Genomic DNA, 17,814 nt, shown 5'->3' on the forward strand with positions numbered 1-17,814 from the left:
TGGATTTCCCTATGGATGTTCTGGCGCCGCCAGCATGTTCATGATCAGGCGGATCAAGGTGTCCTTCTGCCTGGGGTCCGACTCCGCTACCAGTAGGGGCAGGGCGGCCAGGCCGGTATCGTTGATCACCGGCTCCCCGCGAGTATTGAGCAAACGCCCGTTGCGGTGCAGAAAATCGACGAACAAGAAGGCCCCGCTGCGCTTGTTGCCATCGGTAAACGGATGATTCTTCACCACGAAATAAAGTAGATTCGCCGCCTTGCGGATCAGCGCCAGGGCCTGCTCCAATTCGGCAGCGTTCTGTTCGAAGCGGACCTGATGCAGGCTGTAACCCTGGACCAGATGCTGACGCAGTACCTGAGTGGCCCACTGACGAAAGCGCGTCCCCTGCACTGATTTGACCCGGTAACCCACCGAGATGATCACATCCAGATTGTAATGCTTGACCTGGTAGGTCTTACCGTCCTCGGCAGTATGTGCAACATTTGCACATACTGAATCGGCATCCAGCTCGCCTTCGGCGAAGATATTGCGCAAATGCTTGGTAATCACCGAACGCTCGCGGCCAAACAACTCACTCATCTGTTCCTGGCGCAGCCAAACCGTGTCTGCCTGGATATGCACATCGAGCTCGGTGCTGCCTTCAGCGGTTTGGTAGAGGGTGATCTGGCTTTGCGGTTGCGGGGTCATCTGCACAGCCTTCCTGCGTGGTAGGTAACGCCTCGACGCTTACTGAAATCTTGCGACTTGACATTAGGGCCGTGAATAGAGCGGTAGCCGAACTTCCCAAGTAGTCCAATCATTGGGCCCGATAATCTGCTCACTCGTCACCCTCAGACTCTAAGAAGATCTTGTATTCTGTTTGATAGGCAGGCAGATCTACATTGTAAAATATTTCGCTAGCCGTATAGGAGTACTCGCCCATTGCAAATTCACCAAATGATTCGTCCCAAAAATCATTGAATTCTTCGTTATCCTCATAGGCAGGCATAGTTTCTTCATCAGAAATCGTCTTCGATTCGACGGTAGATTTTCTCTCCTCAAAAGCTCGGATTAGAAAAACAGCTATTGAGAGTGTGCTGTCGATCAGGAAGTCCTTCGTCATTTCGTCAAATTGACTGTTTCTGTTTTTAAGCTCGTCTAGAGTTCGTCCGTGAGATGTGGGGCTGATCTGGTTTCTTAATGTTCCAACTTGTAATGCGATTGTTGTCAGGCTTCTAGATATCTGACTAACGTTATTTGAGTTGCTATAGCCAAGAGCAGAAAATGCACACCTTACAATCTGATGGAAGTCCTCATTTTTTAGTACAACGTCATTTGCTTGGCAGAGTTCTTTGCTGATGGTTTCTATCATTGCCTTGGAGTTTTCAAGCGCAAGGCTAAAGTCAATAGAAGCTGAAGCCTCAATGCGATCAATATACTCAGAAAGACCACTCCATCTATGGTGCTGAAGAACCAATGCGCGAAGCTTTTCCATCAGTAAGATACCCTTACTTCACCACTTACTAATTTTGGTAATAGGGTGTCGCGCAGCTTTTCGAGGCTGTTGATTTGTTCGCAGCTCCGGATAATTTTGTCATTTATTGGTTTGGCCTCATTCTCAAAACGCTCAATAAAATTGATTGTGGGAATTGATGAGGTAATGGTTTCAAGATCCGATTTGCTGATTGAGCCAAAAACAGTGCCTTCATCGTTAAACTTCATGATCTCTGTCATCAAGGAACGAAGCTTGAAGTATGTGTATGTATAGAAATTACTGTTGCTTCTGTATCGAAATGCAGCAATACCGCGACCTATACAGCACTCTTGGTTTGCCATGTTTTGTGCTCCAACAGGGGCGCGAACGCTGATCAGAGTATCCATTGGTTGTGCGAAGCGTTTTGGTTCTGTGGTGAAGACTCTATTTTTCGGAAAGCGAAAACCAAAATCCGCATTCCCCTGGAACATTGGTATACCAATATATTCTGTGTTGAACGAATCGCCTGGTGGAGACTGCCCCATCGTGAAGTCAAACTCATCACTTAGCTTTCCCGTCGCCCAACTCTCCTGCGCTTCTTCTACAAACCACTGGCGGAACAGAGTTTCGGCTATGGTTTCGAGAGTTTTGTTTTGGCGGTGGAGTAGATCGATTTTGTCGTCGAGGTTGCTGAGCACAGATGCAATGGCTTTTTGTTCTTCCAGCTTTGGCAATGAAATAGCCATCCTTCTAAGCTGGCCTAGGTTAAATCCCGGGACGGCCGCGCCTATTCCATTATTTAGAATCTCTTGCTGTTTTTCTGGTCCAGAAAAAAGATAATAAATAAACAATGGATCAGCTTTGCTTCGGTCAACGCTGAGCTTCATTTGTTTATTTGAGATCACATAGTTAGGGTGGCTTGCTCTGCTATCAATTAATCCGACCTGATTAATTGTTCCCCAGCATGTAAATATTAAGTCCCCTGCACCTACTACAGAGCGACTGAATTCCTCTGCTTTATCTTTGGAAACAAAAACCAACCCCTCATCATTAAGGCGTTTGCCGACCTCTGTGCTTAGATTTCCTCCTCGAATTACAGGCACACCCTGTTCAACAAAAAATTTAGAGCTGATTGATGAGCCGAATGGGCCAGTCGCTAATGAATTTTTACCCGGCGCAGCGATATCTTCGACCAAAAAGACTTGCCACTCACTCATAGCTGCAATCTCGCCAGATTCTTGGCGATAGCCTTATTAAGCTGCGCCTCCTCCAACAACTGCGCCTCAAATTCTGCCTTTAATGCGGCAAAACGCTCAGCAAAGTTAAAGTCGTCGTCCTCGTCAGGTAGGCCCACATAGCGACCCGGCGTCAATACGTAGTCAAGCTCCGCCACCCGCTGCAGGGGCACCGAGGCGCAGAAGCCCTTTACGTCTGCATAGCCGTCTTCGCCGGTGCGCCAGGCGTGGTAGGTGTCGGCGATTTGCTGAATATCCTCGGCGCTAAGTTCCCGGGTGCGGCGGTTAATCAGGTGGCCGAGGTTCCGGGCATCAATAAACAGCATTTCACCTTTGCGCGGGTGGCCATTGCTGCGGGCGCGGTTCATAAACCACAGCGCAGCCGGAATTTGGGTGTTCAGAAACAGCTTGGCCGGCAGGTTGACGATGCAGTCGATCAGGTTGCCATCGGCAATCAGCGCCTTGCGGATATCGCCTTCGCCGCTGCTCTTGCTGGTCAGCGCGCCCTTGGCCAGCACCACACCGGCACGGCCATTGGGTGCCAGATGGTGGGCGAAGTGTTGCAGCCAGGCGAAGTTGGCATTACCCACCGGCGGGGTGCCGTACTGCCAGCGGCCATCACCACGCAGCAGCTCGCCGCTCCAGTCGCTGACGTTGAACGGCGGATTGGCGATGATAAAGTCGGCTTTCAGGTCTTTATGCGCATCATTAAGGAAGGAGCCTTCGTTGTTCCACTTCACCTGGGAGGAGTCGATGCCGCGAATGGCCAGGTTCATCCGTGCCAGGCGCCAGGTGGTCTGGTTGCTTTCCTGGCCATAGATGGAGATATCGTTGACTCTGCCCTGGTGCTCTTCGACGAACTTTTCCGACTGCACGAACATGCCACCGGAACCGCAGCAGGGGTCGAATACCCTGCCCTTGTAGGGTTCCAGCATCATGACCAGCAGCTCGACGATGGAGCGCGGGGTATAGAACTGGCCACCCTGTTTGCCTTCGGCCAGGGCGAACTCACCGAGGAAGTATTCGAACACATGGCCCAGCACATCGGCGCTGCGGTTCTTGGCATCACCCAGGGCGATATTGCCCACTAGGTCGATCAGCCCGCCAAGGCTTGCAGGGTCGAGGTTCTGCCGCGCGAACACCTTGGGCAACACGCCCTTGAGCGAAGGGTTTTCCTTCTCGATGGCGTCCATGGCGTTGTCCACATGCCGGCCTATATCGGGTTGCTTTGCCATGCTCAGCAGATAGAACCAGCGTGCTTCGAGCGGCACGAAGAATACGTTTTCGGCCTTGTACTCGTCCTTATCCTCCGGGTCTGCCCCGGCGTACTCGCCTTCGCCGGCTTTGAGCTTGTTGTACATGTCTTCGAACGAGTCGGAGATGTACTTGAGGAAAATCAGGCCGAGCACCACATGCTTGTACTCGGCGGCGTCGATGTTTTTGCGCAGCTTGTCGGCGGCTTTCCAGAGCTGTTTTTCCAGGGGCTCTTCTTTGCTCGATTTTACTGCTTTGGGCCTAGCCATTTGGTTCCTATCCACTCGTGAAATCGAACGTGGGCTCCTGAGAGCATCACGTATGGGTTTTATCGGGCCTGCGTCACGAACATCCTGATGAAGGCTTTACCCCTTCAATAGGTGTTCACTTGGTTCGGGACAGGCTTGAATTTATGCCGGCAAATAAGCTCGCTTGAGAGGAATGAGGCGTTTTATTTCGGAGTCGGTGCTTTCATAATGCTCGACGAGTGCGCGTACCAAATTATCTAACGTCCAAAGAGTCAGCGGTACGCTGGCGCGATCGGCCTCGTAATAGGCGTCCTTGGTGAAGCCGCCGGTACTTACGTAGAGTCCTCGATCATCCTTGTGACGGCCACCAAGAAAGCTGCGGACTGCCTGGCTGCCCATCTGCCCGTTGCGGTGTTTCACCTCGACAATGATCCGCGGATTTTCAAAACCAAATCCATCGGGCGAGGCGATGATGTCTTTGCCTCGGTCGGGGCCGGCGGGGGAGACTTGGGTCTTGTAGCCCATCGCGCGTAGCAATCCTGCAACCAGCTCCTGCATCTCATTCCAATCGAGAGAGTTGACCAAGTCTTTGATACGCTCAATAGCCAGGCTTTCTAAGCCGCTCAGCGGGTCAGTTTCGATTTCCTCCTCAGCAGTTTCTGACAGGGCCGGTACAGGCTTACCCGCAGCATTGGCTAGCAGCTCCAGCATGGCAAACTCTGGCACAACGAACACAGTAAGCGTGGAGCCCAAACTGTTCTTGCTGGCGGTAGCAAGGCTATCGCGCTCAATTTCCTTGTTTTGCCACTGCACAGGACGGATCAGAGGCATGTCGTCGGCAGCCCAGTCGGGGCGATATTCATAGGGGCCGGTGATCTTGCCCACTAGGTAGGTCCGGTTGGCAGGAGAATAGGTAACGACCCAATCCTCAGGCTTGATTTCATTGATGAAGCGCCAAACCTGTGAGGCACCAGAGATGGCCGTGCCGGATTTGATGTTGGGCTCCATCCCTTGGTAAAGAGCCGTGAGTTCTTTACGTGTCATGTTTGGCTTGGCGACTGCGGCCAACTGCGACCACCCGATAGCGGCCACTTTCCGCTCGCGAAAGTCATCATAGAGCCGCCCACTTTCACCCCTGATCATCCACATCTTTGCCATGATCGTTCCTCTTGTGTCTTCGAGCAGTGTTTCCACACTGACGCTATTCAGCGTTAAGGGCTTGTTCGTAAGCTTTGGAGAAGCTTGTGAGGTCCGTACCCAGTACAAGGCAAAGGTCCCGAAGCTGGACGACGTCTAGCCGTCTCACTCCGCGTTCCACATCACTCATGAATGACTGCGGCCGGGTAAGGGCAGCGGAGCACTGGGCCTGCGTCAATCCGGATTCGATTCGGAGACGTTTCAGCAGCTGAAGAAAAATCTCGTGCTCGCGTCGATAGATAGCTTTGGTCATGGCCGCGTCTAGTTGAGGTGCGGCTTGCCAAACTATATCTGCTTTTAAGATATCCGATTTTCAGATGTTTTCGTTTCAAACATTGGCGCGAGGACAGGAGATGAGGCTGGTATGGGAGCTGATGCGGACGTTATGGGTCGTCGGGTGCATTCCGGTCGGAGCGCTGCTGTTAGTTGTCATGGTGCTGTGCGGCTTCAACCTACCATTTTTCCTGGGCATCAGCGGCGGTGCTGACCCGGTTGTGCGCTGGTTGTTCTGGGCCTTGGTCATGTACTTCGTTGGCGGGTGCTGGTTATTCCGGTGGCTCGGTCAACGCTATGCCAGCAAGCTGAAACATCTAGCCGCAGAGTTGCAGGCCCAGGTGGATGCCCCACTCACGCCGTGCAACCTCAAGCACGCATTGAAACAGCGCGAGCTCGCGTTTGACTGTGTTGCCCTTGCGAATCTTCAGGCGCTCGTCGCGGTAGCGAGCGAAGTCGGAAGAGGTGAGGGTGGCGACAATGCGGCCGGCCAAGGGGTGCCGTTTGAGGGCTTCGGGGCGCTTGATTTCTGAGTAGGCACCCTTATGCTTGGGAGCAACCTCGGCGATGTAGCGATCGATGAGCTCGCTGAATAGCGTGCGCTCTGCTTAGGCTCGGGAGACGAAGACGCCACGGTCCATTTCGCTTTCGATCATGCGCGCCCAGGCTTGGGCATCGGCTTTGGTTTCGAAGGTTTTGCGCTGGGCTGGATAGCCCTTGCGGCGGATCTGCACTTCCCACTGATACTCGCCGCGATTCCTGATCGTTGCCATTCCTACCATCCACGGCACATCAACTGTGGCAAATTTGTGGCAAAAACGACTTTCAGGCCTAGGACGGGTTTTCGTTAGAAGCGCATCCCTTTGATCTCAAAGGGAAAAAGATGGCGCATCCGGCGGGATTCGAACCCACGACCCCTCCTTCGGAGGGCAATGCGGTACAGATATTTAGGTTGGCGGCAAAGGTTCAAAAATGCCTCTAAGTACCGTCCTGCAAGGCTTTGGCCTTATCTCGCTGCCTGCAGTTTATAGCTCTTAGCGGTATCTAAGGGTGGTTATCTAGGGCACAAAAAACGAAATGGGGACCAGCGCTTTTGACACCTAGCCAGCCCCTAGCTCGTCCTGCCGTCTTCTCACCGAACCTGAGTTTCTACAAGCGGCTGGTGGCCTACGGGCAGCGACTTAGCCCAGCATTGTCACAGGTCGCAGTGGGCATTAACACGATCAAGTAACACCTGCCGCTTTGGGCTTTCCCGCGTCCACACAAACCTGTTCTGTTGCCCTCGGCTGTTGCTTTACATATAGGCAACTCAGGAGTGCGCAAGCCCTAAAGTTAGCGATGCTTTTCTGGTGGAAGACTCTACTCTCGCAGGGGCCAAAGCCGTGCAAGATGCGTCGGGGTTAGTGCAGCAGTTAGCTCACTCGTCCTTGGCGTTTATCTCGGCAGAGATTTCGCCAAACGACTCCCAATGGCCAACCAGTTCATCAACGCGATCAGGAATGCGCGGTGACTTACTGAGCACCAGACAGCGGGTCGTACCCACGTATTCCTCAAGGAGGTAGAGCGTGTCCCCAACGTCGACGCCCATTTCCTGTAGAACGTCGTCAGGCAGGCGAATGGCGCCATCGCCGTCCCAGTCTTCGATCACAACGTGATGTTTCATCGCGGCTCCAGAAGACGGTTGGATGAGATGTCCGCAGGGGGAGGCAGTGGCACGCTGCCAACTAAGTCCCGCGGCGCAGGCCGGCAGCATAGCAAAGAGCGGGCAGGCTCAGGGAGAGGTAACGAACGCGTCTACCCAGCCATTGCTGCCGGTGGACGAAAACTCACCCGAGCAGCTCAACTGCGCAAGTCGGGAACGAGCACCCGGAATGGGGCGTCAGGAATGCGCTCAATCGATTCAGGCCACGAACAGAGCGATACCAGATGCCAGGCACTTACCCGCTGCATGATGCGCCAAATGACGCTACAATAATGCCATATGTCGCATCTGGAGGAATGCTCTATGGTTTCCGCCGACACTCGCACTCGCACCCGCAAGGCAGCACCCGCCGCCCGTAGGCCAACGGAATACCTTTTCCAAAGTGACTCTGACCAGCTCAGTCCGGTCATGGTCTACAGGCTCACGGTCAAAGGCTTCGACCTGAAAGACGTGCAAGACATGCTTGCGATTTCTGATCTGTATTCGACGAAGAAGATCATGAGTCGCATTGTGGGCAAGTCCATCAGGACGATTCAGCGCCAGGGCAGCAAGCAACCAGCACACCTCAACTCCCAACAGAGCGCCGTGGCATTTCAGTACGCGAAGGTGCTGGAACACGCGATCAATGTATTCGGCACTCAAAAGCTGGCCGAAGAATGGCTAGGGCGCCCTTGCAAGTATCTGGACGGTGACGTGCCGCTGGACGTTATCGACAACCCAGTGGGTTTTCAGGCAGTCGAGGACTATCTGGAGCGCATCGAGTACGGGGTCTATCAGTGAACCCATTTCCCTGGTCTGGCTCATGGTACGCATGGCGCCTCGACCGTGAGCTCTACAAGGACACCTGGGACAGTGGCATTGGTGCCCACAAGCTGGGTGGCCGCTGGAACGCTCCGGGGCGAAACGTTGTGTACGCATCGGCAGATCCCTCAACCGCCATCCTGGAGGTGGCGGTGCATGTCGGCTTCGATGCGTTGGATACGGTTGCGCATGTGCTCACATGCTTCGAAGTGCTCGATCAAAGCCTTATCAAGGTCGTACAGCCTGAAGATGTTCCCAATCCTATCTGGCTGACGAGTGCATCCGCTTCACCTAACCAGCAGAAGTTTGCAGACGCCCTGCTGGCCGAGCATCCGTTCGTACTCATCCCATCCGCCGTCACTCGCCACTCTTGGAACTTGCTTGTCAGTCGCGAGCTGGCCGAGGGCAGGTATCGAATGATCAGCCAAGAGCGCTTCGGCCTGGATACGCGTCTCGTTAAGGTCTGAGTGGCTTGCGCTGGCTGAGCCAGCAGTGTCTTTCAGGTGAATGCCTTTAGATTGCTTGACAGCTTTTCACGTAGCCGTAGCACCAGGACGTGTACCGGCCAGAACAACAGGCCCTACCTGTCCCCCCTGATTTACAACGCCCCAGCCTACGGCACAGCAACCAAGCCAGTGAAAGCTCACTTGGGCCTTTAAACTGACGCCGCTCTTTTTGAGTAGGAAACGACGGAATACCACCGGGGAAATTCACTATCCCCATGCCGCACTCAGCTAATCCACCAGCAGCTCACTGATAGGTCATCGAGACTTCGCTCTGTAGCCACCGTGGCTGCACTCGATTACCGCAGAATGTCGGTGGCAGTCCTGCAAAAACCACTGAGCCGCCACAAGTGCTCACTGGGACACCTTCGCCGAACTAGCCAAATACACCCTCGTGACGACAGAACCCTCCACCAAATCGCCAATACCCAGCGTGCGCCCCCGGAATAAATCGTTAAACCTCGACTGGCCTGGCCTTTCACTCGCCCTATTCAAATGACACCGCCCCTGCGGACCATTAAACGGAGCCCACCCACCAGGACAAATACGTATCATGAGGCAGCGGGTTAGCTTGGTAAGCTCGCTCTCAGACAACTTTTGTCAATGTGGCCGTCATGGAAGAAAGCGCGCAACAGCGTTCAGAACGCTATGTATCCGCCCGCAGCCAGCACCCTGCGTGGCTTTTGCTCGCCTCACGGCGTGCTCCGCTCGTATTGGGCTGCCTGCGCACGCTGTTCGAGCGGGCGCACGATGGGATTCCCATGGAGGATGCGCTGCAAGCGCTGTCCGAAATGCTGGCTGCTTATGCCAGCCAGGAGCTTTACGAAATCGACCCGGATGCAACGCATCTCCAAGCAGGTCGTGAACTTCGTGAATGGATCAAGCGGCGTCTCGTCGTAGAGCGAGAGGGCCGTATCTACGCAACCGACGCGCTGGAGTCAGCCATCCAGTTCGTAGATTCGCTGGATAGTCGGATCATGACTTCCACAGCATCTCGCCTTTCGGTGGTTCAGCGCGAGATCGAAAACTTGGAAACGGGTCTGAACCCCAGCCCAACTGGCCGTATTGCCAGCCTGCGCCGCCGAATCCAGGATTTGGAGCACGAGCTAGCGCGGGTAGAAACTGGCCACGTCGTCGTGCTGGATGAAGCGCAGGCGATAGAGGGCATACGCGAGGTATATAACCTGGCCACCAGCCTGCGCGCAGACTTTCGACGAGTTGAAGACTCTTGGCGCGAGGCGGATCGCGCCCTTCGACACTCCATCATCAGCGAGCAGTCTCACCGTGGAGAAATCGTCGATCGGTTGTTGGACGGGCAAGATGCTCTACTCAACACTCCGGAGGGGCGTGTCTTCGAAAGTTTCCAGCAGCAACTGAGGCAGTCCGCTGAGCTGGAAACCATGCGTGAGCGCTTGCGCACCATCCTTCGTCATCCAGCGGTTCCAAAGGCGCTGAATCGTCCCCAGCAACGTGAGCTGCGCTGGCTGGCGTTACGCCTGGTTCGGGAGTCGCAGGCTGTGCTCCAAGCGCGCGCCCGAAGCGAGCGCGATGTTCGTGGCTTCATGAAGACGGGGCTGGCCGCCGAGCATCATCGCGTCGGACAGTTACTCAACGACTTCTTCAATCTAGCGCTCAGCGTCGACTGGCAACGCCAGTCAGAACGCCGTAAGCCTGCATGTTTACCACCAGTTGGTGTAGCCATTACCGGTGTCCCAGCAATCGAGCGTCTCCGCTTCAAGACTCTGGATGACGATGATACGGGCGAGCTGGATCTGAGTTTGAAGCCTGCGGGGTTGGAGCAGATTGATGATGACTTCTGGGATGCCTTCGACGGGCTGGATCGTGAAGCGCTGATTCATGACACCCTGGCTGTGCTGGTGGAGCAGGGTCGCCCCGTGAGTCTCGTGGAGCTTGCGTCTTTGCTTCCACCTGTTCACGACCTGGAAACCTTTGCGCTCTGGCTGGCGATGGCGCGCGAGGCAGGTATCGAGGTGCTGACAGAGGAACGTCAGCTCGTGGAGCTGGTGGACGAGGATGAGCAACGCTGGCGCTTCAATCTGCCTTATGTCGGACTCGACCACGAGGCACTCAAGGACATCGATTGGGAGTTGTGAGCATGGCAGGGATCTTCGATCGAATTGCAGGCGCCTCTGGCGCCGACGAAACGGAGCTGACGGTGGAGGCCATAGCGTTGGATGACGGCATGGATGATGAACAGCCTCTTATGAGCGCCGCTGTTCAGGTCGATGAGCGCCGGACGCCGCAACGGGTACGTGAGGCCGTACAGGAAATGCTCAAGTACGGGCTGCTGGAAGAAAGTCACAAGCCCAATCTGTATCGCTCGGCGCTTGCCAATATCGAGGCGGTCGACACAATCCTGGAACCCCTCGACCTGGCCATGGGGGTCGACGAGGTTCGCGGGCTGGTGTTTGTTACCGTTCGCCAGGGCGAGGTAGCCGAGCAGGATGACTGGTCGCACCCCCTTGTGCGCAGGCAAAGGCTGAACCTGGAGCAGTCCCTGCTGATCGCCATTCTGCGCCAGCATTTCATCGCCTACGAACAGGAAAGCGGTACGGGTGCCACTCAGGCACTGGTAGCTGTTGATGAGCTGATTCCGCAATTGCAGGTTTACCTGGGCGAGCTGGGCAGTGAGGCGAAGGAGCGCAATCGCGTCATCACGCTGCTGGATCAGCTCAAGGGGCATGGTTTGGTGTCGGCTCTGGACGCCCATGACCGCGTCATCATCCGCCCCATCATTACCCACTTGGCCAACCCGGAGAACCTGCAGGCACTGGTGGTTTGGCTGCGCGAGCAGGTGGAGGGCGCGACTACCCCGGCTGCCGCTGCTGAGGAGGACGAGGCGTGAAGCAAGCACTGCTCTGGCGTGACAGCGAGACCTTCATTCTCAGCAGCATCGAACTCTATAACTGGGGCGGCTTTCAGGGCTATCACCGTGCCGAGATCGATCCCTCAGGCACCGCCGTGATCGGCCCAACGGGTAGCGGTAAAACGACGCTGGTGGATGCTCTGATGACATTGCTGTGCGCCAACCCGCGCTACAACCTAGCTTCCACAGGTGGGCATGAAAGCGACCGTGATCTGGTGTCCTATGTGCGCGGGGTTACCGGCCCTGGAGACGGAGGTGTAGAGCAATCTCATATCGCGCGCCAGGGTAAGACGGTCACCGCCATTGCCGCCACGCTCGAGCGTGACGGTGCGCAGGTGCGACTGGGCGCTGTACTCTGGTTCGAGGGCACCAGCTCCTCGGCGTCCGATCTGAAAAAACTTTGGCTTTTAAGCGAGTCCCCCGAGCAGACGCTGGAGCATTGGCTGAGCCAGCATCACGCAGGTGGCATGCGGGCGCTGCGTCAGATGGAGAAGGATGGGACGGGTATCTGGCCTTATCCCAGCAAGAAAGCTTTCTTAGCTAGGCTAAGGGATTACTTCGAAGTGGGTGAAAACGCCTTCACCTTGCTCAACCGCGCTGCCGGCCTGAAGCAGCTCAACAGTATTGATGAGATCTTTCGAGAGTTGGTGCTGGATGATCGCTCTGCCTTCGAGCGGGCTGCCGAGGTCGCAAGCAGCTTCGATGATCTAACGGACATTCACCGAGAGCTGGAAACCGCTAGAAAGCAGCAGCGCTCATTGCAACCGGTCGCCGATGGCTGGGAGCGTTACAAGGCCTTGCAGCAACAGTTACACGATAAACAGACGCTCGAAGGCATTCTTCCGGTCTGGTTCGCCGAACAGGGGTATCGCCTGTGGTTGGCTGAAACCAACAGGCTTGAGAAGGCGCAAAAACAGGCCGAACTGAATCAGGAGCAATGCAGGGGACAGTTTGATATCCAGAAGGGCGTGGTCGATCAGCATCGTCAGCGCTACCTGCGAGTAGGCGGTGCAGAGATAGATCTATTGCGCGCGCGCATCGCGGATTGGGTTCGGGAGTTTGATAAACGGCGCCTGAAAGCCGAGCAGTACCAGCGTTTGGCCAAAGGGCTAGGACTCGTGGTGGAGTTATCAGCCGCTGCGCTCGAGGAAAATCAGCAGCAGATCACGGCACGCCTGGAAGTACTGGCCGAGCAAATTACTGAGGCACGGCAAAAGGCGTTCGATGCAGGCATCGTCCAGAAAGAACTCGATGGCCGCCTGCAGAGCTTGCAGCATGAGCGTGCCGAGGTTGAGCGACGGCCCGGCTCGAACCTGCCTGGGCATTTTCATGCTTTTCGAGGTGATCTGGCGCAGGCGCTTTGCGTCGATGAATCGGCCCTTCCTTTCGTCGCCGAACTGGTGCAGGTCAAGCCCGAGGAGCTGGCTTGGCGGGGGGCCATCGAGCGGGCAATCGGTAGCCACCGGCTGCGTATCCTGGTGCCGCAGGGCTCGTCCGAGGCTGCATTGCGCTGGGTGAACCAACGACACAACCGCTTGCATGTGCGCTTGTTGGAGGTCAAGGAGCCGTCATCGCGGCCAGTGTTCTTTGACGATGGTTATACCCGCAAGCTGACTTTCAAGGAGCATCCGTACCGAGAAGCTGTAAAGGTTCTACTGGCGGACAACGACCGACATTGCGTGGAAAGCACAGAGCAATTGCGTCATACCCCTTACGCCATGACGGCCCAGGGGCTGATGTCGGGCAAAGAGCGCTTCTTCGACAAGCAGGACCAGAAGCGCCTCGATGAAGACTGGCTGACCGGCTTCGATAACCGCGACCGTCTGGCCTTCCTGACTGAACAAATTCGCGAGGTCAATGAACAGCTCGCGCCTGCCAAGCTGGCCTTGGATGCTGCCCAGGGCGATGTCCGCAAGTTGGAGGATCAAGCTTCGCTGCTGCAGCGCGTCGAAGAACTGCAGTTCGAGGAGATTGATCTGCCGGGCGCCGAGCGTCAGCTGGAGTCGCTGCGTGCTCAGCTGGACACCCTGACACGCCCCGACTCTGACCTCGCCCTTATCAAGTCTGAGCTGGATGAAGCTGAGGCATTGCTGGACTCTCTGGATCGACAGAGGCAACAACTTATCGAGCAGTGCGGTCAGTTGAAAATTCAGTTCGAGCAGGCCGCATCCGCTACCCGTAAGGCCTATCGCGGCGCCGAGAAGGGGCTGAGCGATACGCAGCGTGAGTTGGCGCAAGCGCACTTCCCGACCCTGGCGGCAGATGACCTCGGCGATATTGTCGAACTGGAGCGCCAGCATACGCGTGAGCTGCAAGGGCAGCTCAAAGCGCTCGGCGATAAACTGGGCGACCAGAAATCGGAGCTAGCCAAACGCATGTCCGACGCCCTGAAGGTGGACACCGGTGCACTGTCAGAAGTCGGGCGAGAGCTGGTGGACGTACCCAAGTATCTGGAGCGTCTGCGCGTGCTGACCGAGGAAGCCCTGCCCGAGAAACTCAAGCGCTTCCTGGAATACCTCAATCGTTCCTCGGATGACGGCGTCACCCAGCTGCTCAGCTATATCGACCATGAAGTCGTGATGATCGAGGAGCGCCTGGATGACCTCAACAGTACGATGCAGCGTGTCGACTTTCAGCCCGGACGCTATCTGCGCTTGGTCGCGAAAAAGGTCATTCATGAAAGCCTTCGCACCTTGCAACAGGCTCAGCGTCAACTGAACTCGGCGCGTTTCATCGATGATGAAGGCGAGAGCCACTACAAGGCATTGCAGGCGCTCGTTGGCCTGCTCAAAGATGCTTGCGAGCACAGCAGGAATCAGGGCGCCAAGGCGCTGCTGGATCCGCGCTTCCGCCTGGAGTTCGCGGTCTCGGTGATCGATCGCGAAAGCAGGAGTGTCATCGAAACCCGAACAGGTTCTCAGGGGGGTAGTGGTGGCGAGAAAGAGATCATCGCCTCCTATGTGCTGACCGCTTCCCTCAGCTATGCGCTCTGTCCCGACGGCAGCAGCCGGCCGTTGTTCGGCACCATCGTGCTCGATGAGGCGTTCTCGCGCAGCTCCCATGCTGTTGCCGGTCGGATCATCGCTGCGCTGAGGGAGTTCGGCCTGCACGCTGTCTTCATCACCCCCAACAAGGAAATGCGCCTGTTGCGCCACCATACGCGTTCGGCAGTCGTTGTTCATCGGTGCGGCGTGGAATCCAGCCTGGTTTCCCTGAGCTGGGAAGCGTTGGATGAGCATCATCAACAGCGCATCAAGGCCATGCATGAAGTCGCCCACTGAAATCGGCCGCAGCTTGGCCAGGCAATGGCAGCGCTCCAGCGTGCGTTTGGAGCGCTTGCTCAATCCCGCTAGCTGGCCGCAAACCCTCAACATCGGCAAACCTTCGCCACGCCTGTTCACTGACAACATTCAGGCGGTGCTCCGGCATGTGGAGAACTGGCGGAGCGTGAACGTGGGTACAGTCGACTGGCAACCCGTCAGCTACCGAGCAGGGCTGGCCCCCATTTCCTTGCCGATACGTTGGCACTTGCACAGCCCCTCCGAATGGATTGCCGCAGCCAATGATTCAGCGGTCAGCCAGGAATACGCTCAACTCGAATATCTGGTCGAACGGGTAGACAGTGCCTTTCATGCACTGCTGGTGGCTCAACGCAGCCTGTGGTTGGCGAAGCCCGCTGAAGAAGTCGTCGCCACGGCGCAACTCGCCACCCGCTTGTCGCCAGGCTGCGCCCGAGGCCGTCCACTGCGCCTGCTTGCCGAGCATGGCGTGGACACCAAGTTTTTCGAGCGCAACGCCAGCTTGCTGACCAGGCTCCTCGACGAGCGCTTCGCAGGCGCGGCGTCCGAACAAGGCCTGACGACGTTTCTGGATGCCTATGAAGAAAGCGCTCACTGGGTTCTGGTCGTTCCTCTTCAGCCTGGGCTGCTGCCCTTCAAGCGGCTCAGGCTCACCACTGCGGAACTGGCCAAGACCGCACTTCCCGGTTCGCGCTTGCTCGTGGTGGAAAATGAGCAATGCATTCACTTGCTGCCTGAGAACTTACCGGACACCCTGGCTGTGCTGGGCTCAGGACTCGATTTGCAGTGGCTAGCGTCCGCGCACCTGGCCGGGAAACAGATCGCATACTGGGGCGATATGGATACCTGGGGCTTGCTGATGCTGGCGCGAGCGAGACTCCATCAACCAGCAGTCGAAGCACTATTGATGGAGCAAGAGCTGTTTGAGCAGCACTCACCGGTGAGCGCAGTCGTCGAGCCGACCAAAGCTCTGGATTCGGCACCGCCTGGTTTGCTGGCTGACGAAGCGGACTTCTATCGGTATCTGCTGGTGCAAGAACGAGGACGTCTTGAGCAGGAGTACCTGCCAAAGGAACAAGTTGAGCGCGCTATCGAGCAGTGGGCTCGAAAGATCCCTGTATAGAGCGGCTGGCGGTGGGCTCAATAGCCCTGTAATCCAGAGACCGCCTACCCTTAAACCACAGTCTTCAGATATTCCTTCTCTGAAAATTCCAACGTTGATCACTTTAGGCGGCCGGTTTTCAGCGATGGTCTGCAACGAGCCTTTCCACCTCGTCGACGATCTCGGCTGCGGTGCAGCCTAGGGGTGTAGCTAGCTTGATCAAGGTGGTGATCGTTGGCTGGTTGATGCCCCGTTCCATCAGGCTGACGTAGTTACGCTGCAATTCCGCCTCATGGGCCAATTGCTCCTGGGTGAATCCTGCTTCGACACGCCGTCTGCGCAGGACCTTTCCGAACGCCAATCCGACTTCCACAGATGACTCCCCAAAAGGGAGGACTATCTGGGCGGCGTCATCTCTGGTCTTCACGGTATATTGTGAATTTGGTAGAACGTGACCTCATGGCATGGCGTCACCCCAGCGAATTGCAGGGCTGCCTTCCTACATGCCGTCTTCGTAATCGGCTGTAATTCAGTGCAAACGATTAATTTCCGATAAATAAGCAGTTAAATAGAAGGATGTTAAAAGTATATGAGGATTATTGGTATGGCTGCTTTCGTGTCATTTGCACTGTCTTTGCAGTCTGGAGCCTCCGCTGGCGAAACTGGAGTTCAGCAACTTGTTAAAAGATGCGAGGCTGCTTCCAAGGCGCACGGATCCTCACCTGCGCTCTGTTCGTGCACGTTGGAAAGAATGCAGGAGTATGGGTTCACTGATTTGGAGATTGTTAATTTTTCTCGACGAGACTTTAAGCCAAAGGATCTACATGAAACTGAACGCCATATGGACTACAGCATTAAGATTCGATTAATAGCAGGGCAATGCGGCTGATTAGATTTTCCACAGTCGTCAGTCTAGTCGTACGTCATTGATTATGTGATTTGCCGTAAAGGATTTTATGCGGAACTTTTCTGGGTTTGTTTCATTAGCTCTTGCTGGATCTATTCTTGCTGGTTGCGGCAGTGAGGATTTCACAGGCGCGTATCGTTATAAGATACCCGGTAGCGAGCGGGTAATGGTTCTCAACGTTCACGGTGATGAGGCTGAGATATTTGGAGAGGATGTGAGCGACGGTCGCATCAAGCCGCTGGTTAAGATGAAAGTTTCAGTAAAAGATAAAAAACTTCTCCTTGATGATGTTAATAGTTCCGAACGCTTGGCCCTCACGCGAAATGTAGATGAGCAGAGTATCGATTGCCTCAACTGCAAGGTGCTTGGCATCAATGACGCGGCGGTTTGGAAATATGACCCTCAAGGGCCTTATGACGTAGAGCGGATGCTGAAAGACCAAGCCCTTAAGGATGAAGAGGCATTGAATGCCGAGCTACTCAAGATGCAGGAGCAAATTTATGAGCAGGCCAAGCGAGACGAAGAAGCAACCAAACTAGTCCCATATGAAGGCGATTGGGTTTATCAGAGAACAACGAAACAAGACCCCTTGATCATCATGACTATCTGGCGCAAAAGTCAGATTAAACGCTGGTCGTTCCGATTTGAATCCATGGATCGCATAGGACAGGAAGTACCAGGGTTCGAGGTCTCAGATGTTGGATTGAAGGTCAAAGTTGGCTCTGAGAGCCGCCTATACAACCTCAACCCTGATAAGCAGATATTGACCTGCACTAACTGCAATAGGCCTGAGCGCTGGGTCAAGGCTGACCCCAAGAAAGACCTAAGCGATCGCCATTACGCTCGACAGATGGCTGGTAATCCGTAAATCGTAAGAGACCCTGTCCAAATTTGCATTGAACAGGGGCTTATTTCGCTACTGTGCGTATCGGAGTTCTGAGATTTGGGCA

At 55.4% G+C, this 17,814-nt stretch carries 17 protein-coding genes; 8 read left to right on the forward strand and 9 right to left on the reverse strand.

Annotated features, from left to right (window positions below; all coding sequences use genetic code 11):
* Positions 1-9 precede the first annotated feature (9 nt).
* From rhuM to B2U07_RS15405, 6 genes are all read right to left on the reverse strand, one after another.
* A complete protein-coding gene (gene rhuM, locus B2U07_RS15380) occupies positions 10-690 on the reverse strand; it encodes a virulence protein RhuM/Fic/DOC family protein (protein ID WP_296277246.1) in 681 nt (226 codons plus the stop codon).
* Positions 691-820: 130 nt separating this feature from the next.
* Positions 821-1,477 carry an abortive infection family protein gene (locus B2U07_RS15385; protein ID WP_296277247.1) on the reverse strand — a complete coding sequence of 219 codons (657 nt, stop codon included), beginning with the start codon at positions 1,475-1,477 and terminating at the stop codon, positions 821-823.
* Positions 1,477-2,673, reverse strand: coding sequence for a restriction endonuclease subunit S (locus B2U07_RS15390; RefSeq protein WP_296277248.1), 1,197 nt, complete (start codon positions 2,671-2,673; stop codon positions 1,477-1,479). The genes B2U07_RS15385 and B2U07_RS15390 overlap by 1 nt, the downstream gene beginning before the upstream one ends.
* The gene (locus B2U07_RS15395; protein WP_296277249.1) at positions 2,670-4,214 is read right to left on the reverse strand and encodes an HsdM family class I SAM-dependent methyltransferase; all 1,545 of its coding nucleotides are present in this window, start codon (positions 4,212-4,214) and stop codon (positions 2,670-2,672) included. The genes B2U07_RS15390 and B2U07_RS15395 overlap by 4 nt, the downstream gene beginning before the upstream one ends.
* Before the next feature lie 141 nt (positions 4,215-4,355).
* Positions 4,356-5,351 (reverse strand): restriction endonuclease, encoded by a 996-nt coding sequence (locus B2U07_RS15400; RefSeq protein ID WP_296277250.1) that lies wholly within the window; start codon positions 5,349-5,351, stop codon positions 4,356-4,358.
* Between the two features lie 43 nt (positions 5,352-5,394).
* The gene (locus B2U07_RS15405; protein WP_296277251.1) at positions 5,395-5,643 is read right to left on the reverse strand and encodes a helix-turn-helix domain-containing protein; all 249 of its coding nucleotides are present in this window, start codon (positions 5,641-5,643) and stop codon (positions 5,395-5,397) included.
* A 100-nt stretch (positions 5,644-5,743) separates the two neighbouring features.
* Here B2U07_RS15405 and B2U07_RS15410 point away from each other — a divergent pair, with 100 nt between their 5' ends.
* Entirely contained in the window at positions 5,744-6,196 is a 453-nt protein-coding gene (locus tag B2U07_RS15410) for a hypothetical protein (protein WP_296277252.1), read from the forward strand.
* 75 nt (positions 6,197-6,271) lie between these two features.
* Here B2U07_RS15410 and B2U07_RS15415 read toward each other — a convergent pair whose 3' ends face one another.
* Entirely contained in the window at positions 6,272-6,436 is a 165-nt protein-coding gene (locus B2U07_RS15415) for a hypothetical protein (protein ID WP_296277253.1), read from the reverse strand.
* Positions 6,437-7,080: 644 nt separating this feature from the next.
* Positions 7,081-7,326 (reverse strand): AbrB/MazE/SpoVT family DNA-binding domain-containing protein, encoded by a 246-nt coding sequence (locus B2U07_RS15420; protein ID WP_003294186.1) that lies wholly within the window; start codon positions 7,324-7,326, stop codon positions 7,081-7,083.
* Positions 7,327-7,668: 342 nt separating this feature from the next.
* Here B2U07_RS15420 and B2U07_RS15425 point away from each other — a divergent pair, with 342 nt between their 5' ends.
* The 6 genes from B2U07_RS15425 to B2U07_RS15450 all read left to right on the forward strand — a co-directional run bounded on the left by B2U07_RS15425 (position 7,669) and on the right by B2U07_RS15450 (position 15,978).
* The gene (locus B2U07_RS15425; RefSeq protein WP_003294185.1) at positions 7,669-8,145 is read left to right on the forward strand and encodes an antitoxin Xre/MbcA/ParS toxin-binding domain-containing protein; all 477 of its coding nucleotides are present in this window, start codon (positions 7,669-7,671) and stop codon (positions 8,143-8,145) included.
* The gene (locus tag B2U07_RS15430; RefSeq protein WP_003294183.1) at positions 8,142-8,633 is read left to right on the forward strand and encodes an RES family NAD+ phosphorylase; all 492 of its coding nucleotides are present in this window, start codon (positions 8,142-8,144) and stop codon (positions 8,631-8,633) included. The genes B2U07_RS15425 and B2U07_RS15430 overlap by 4 nt, the downstream gene beginning before the upstream one ends.
* A gap of 650 nt (positions 8,634-9,283) precedes the next feature.
* A complete protein-coding gene (locus tag B2U07_RS15435; protein ID WP_134618637.1) occupies positions 9,284-10,783 on the forward strand; it encodes a DUF3375 domain-containing protein in 1,500 nt (499 codons plus the stop codon).
* Positions 10,784-10,785: 2 nt separating this feature from the next.
* Positions 10,786-11,535, forward strand: coding sequence for a DUF4194 domain-containing protein (locus B2U07_RS15440; protein WP_169917819.1), 750 nt, complete (start codon positions 10,786-10,788; stop codon positions 11,533-11,535).
* A complete protein-coding gene (locus B2U07_RS15445) occupies positions 11,532-14,837 on the forward strand; it encodes an ATP-binding protein (protein WP_134618636.1) in 3,306 nt (1,101 codons plus the stop codon). Before B2U07_RS15440 ends, B2U07_RS15445 begins: the two co-directional genes overlap by 4 nt.
* Entirely contained in the window at positions 14,788-15,978 is a 1,191-nt protein-coding gene (locus B2U07_RS15450; RefSeq protein WP_244251205.1) for a Wadjet anti-phage system protein JetD domain-containing protein, read from the forward strand. The genes B2U07_RS15445 and B2U07_RS15450 overlap by 50 nt, the downstream gene beginning before the upstream one ends.
* Before the next feature lie 118 nt (positions 15,979-16,096).
* Here the strand turns inward: B2U07_RS15450 and B2U07_RS15455 are convergent, their stop codons facing one another.
* Positions 16,097-16,330: a helix-turn-helix domain-containing protein gene (locus B2U07_RS15455; RefSeq protein WP_043100189.1), complete on the reverse strand. Its 234-nt coding sequence runs from the start codon at positions 16,328-16,330 to the stop codon at positions 16,097-16,099.
* A gap of 700 nt (positions 16,331-17,030) precedes the next feature.
* On the opposite strand from B2U07_RS15455, the gene B2U07_RS15460 reads away from it, so the two are divergent.
* Positions 17,031-17,732, forward strand: coding sequence for a hypothetical protein (locus tag B2U07_RS15460; RefSeq protein WP_134618638.1), 702 nt, complete (start codon positions 17,031-17,033; stop codon positions 17,730-17,732).
* The last annotated feature ends 82 nt before the right edge of the window (positions 17,733-17,814 follow it).

It is taken from the genome of Pseudomonas sp. UBA7530, assembly GCF_002479365.1.
Classification (GTDB): domain Bacteria; phylum Pseudomonadota; class Gammaproteobacteria; order Pseudomonadales; family Pseudomonadaceae; genus Aquipseudomonas.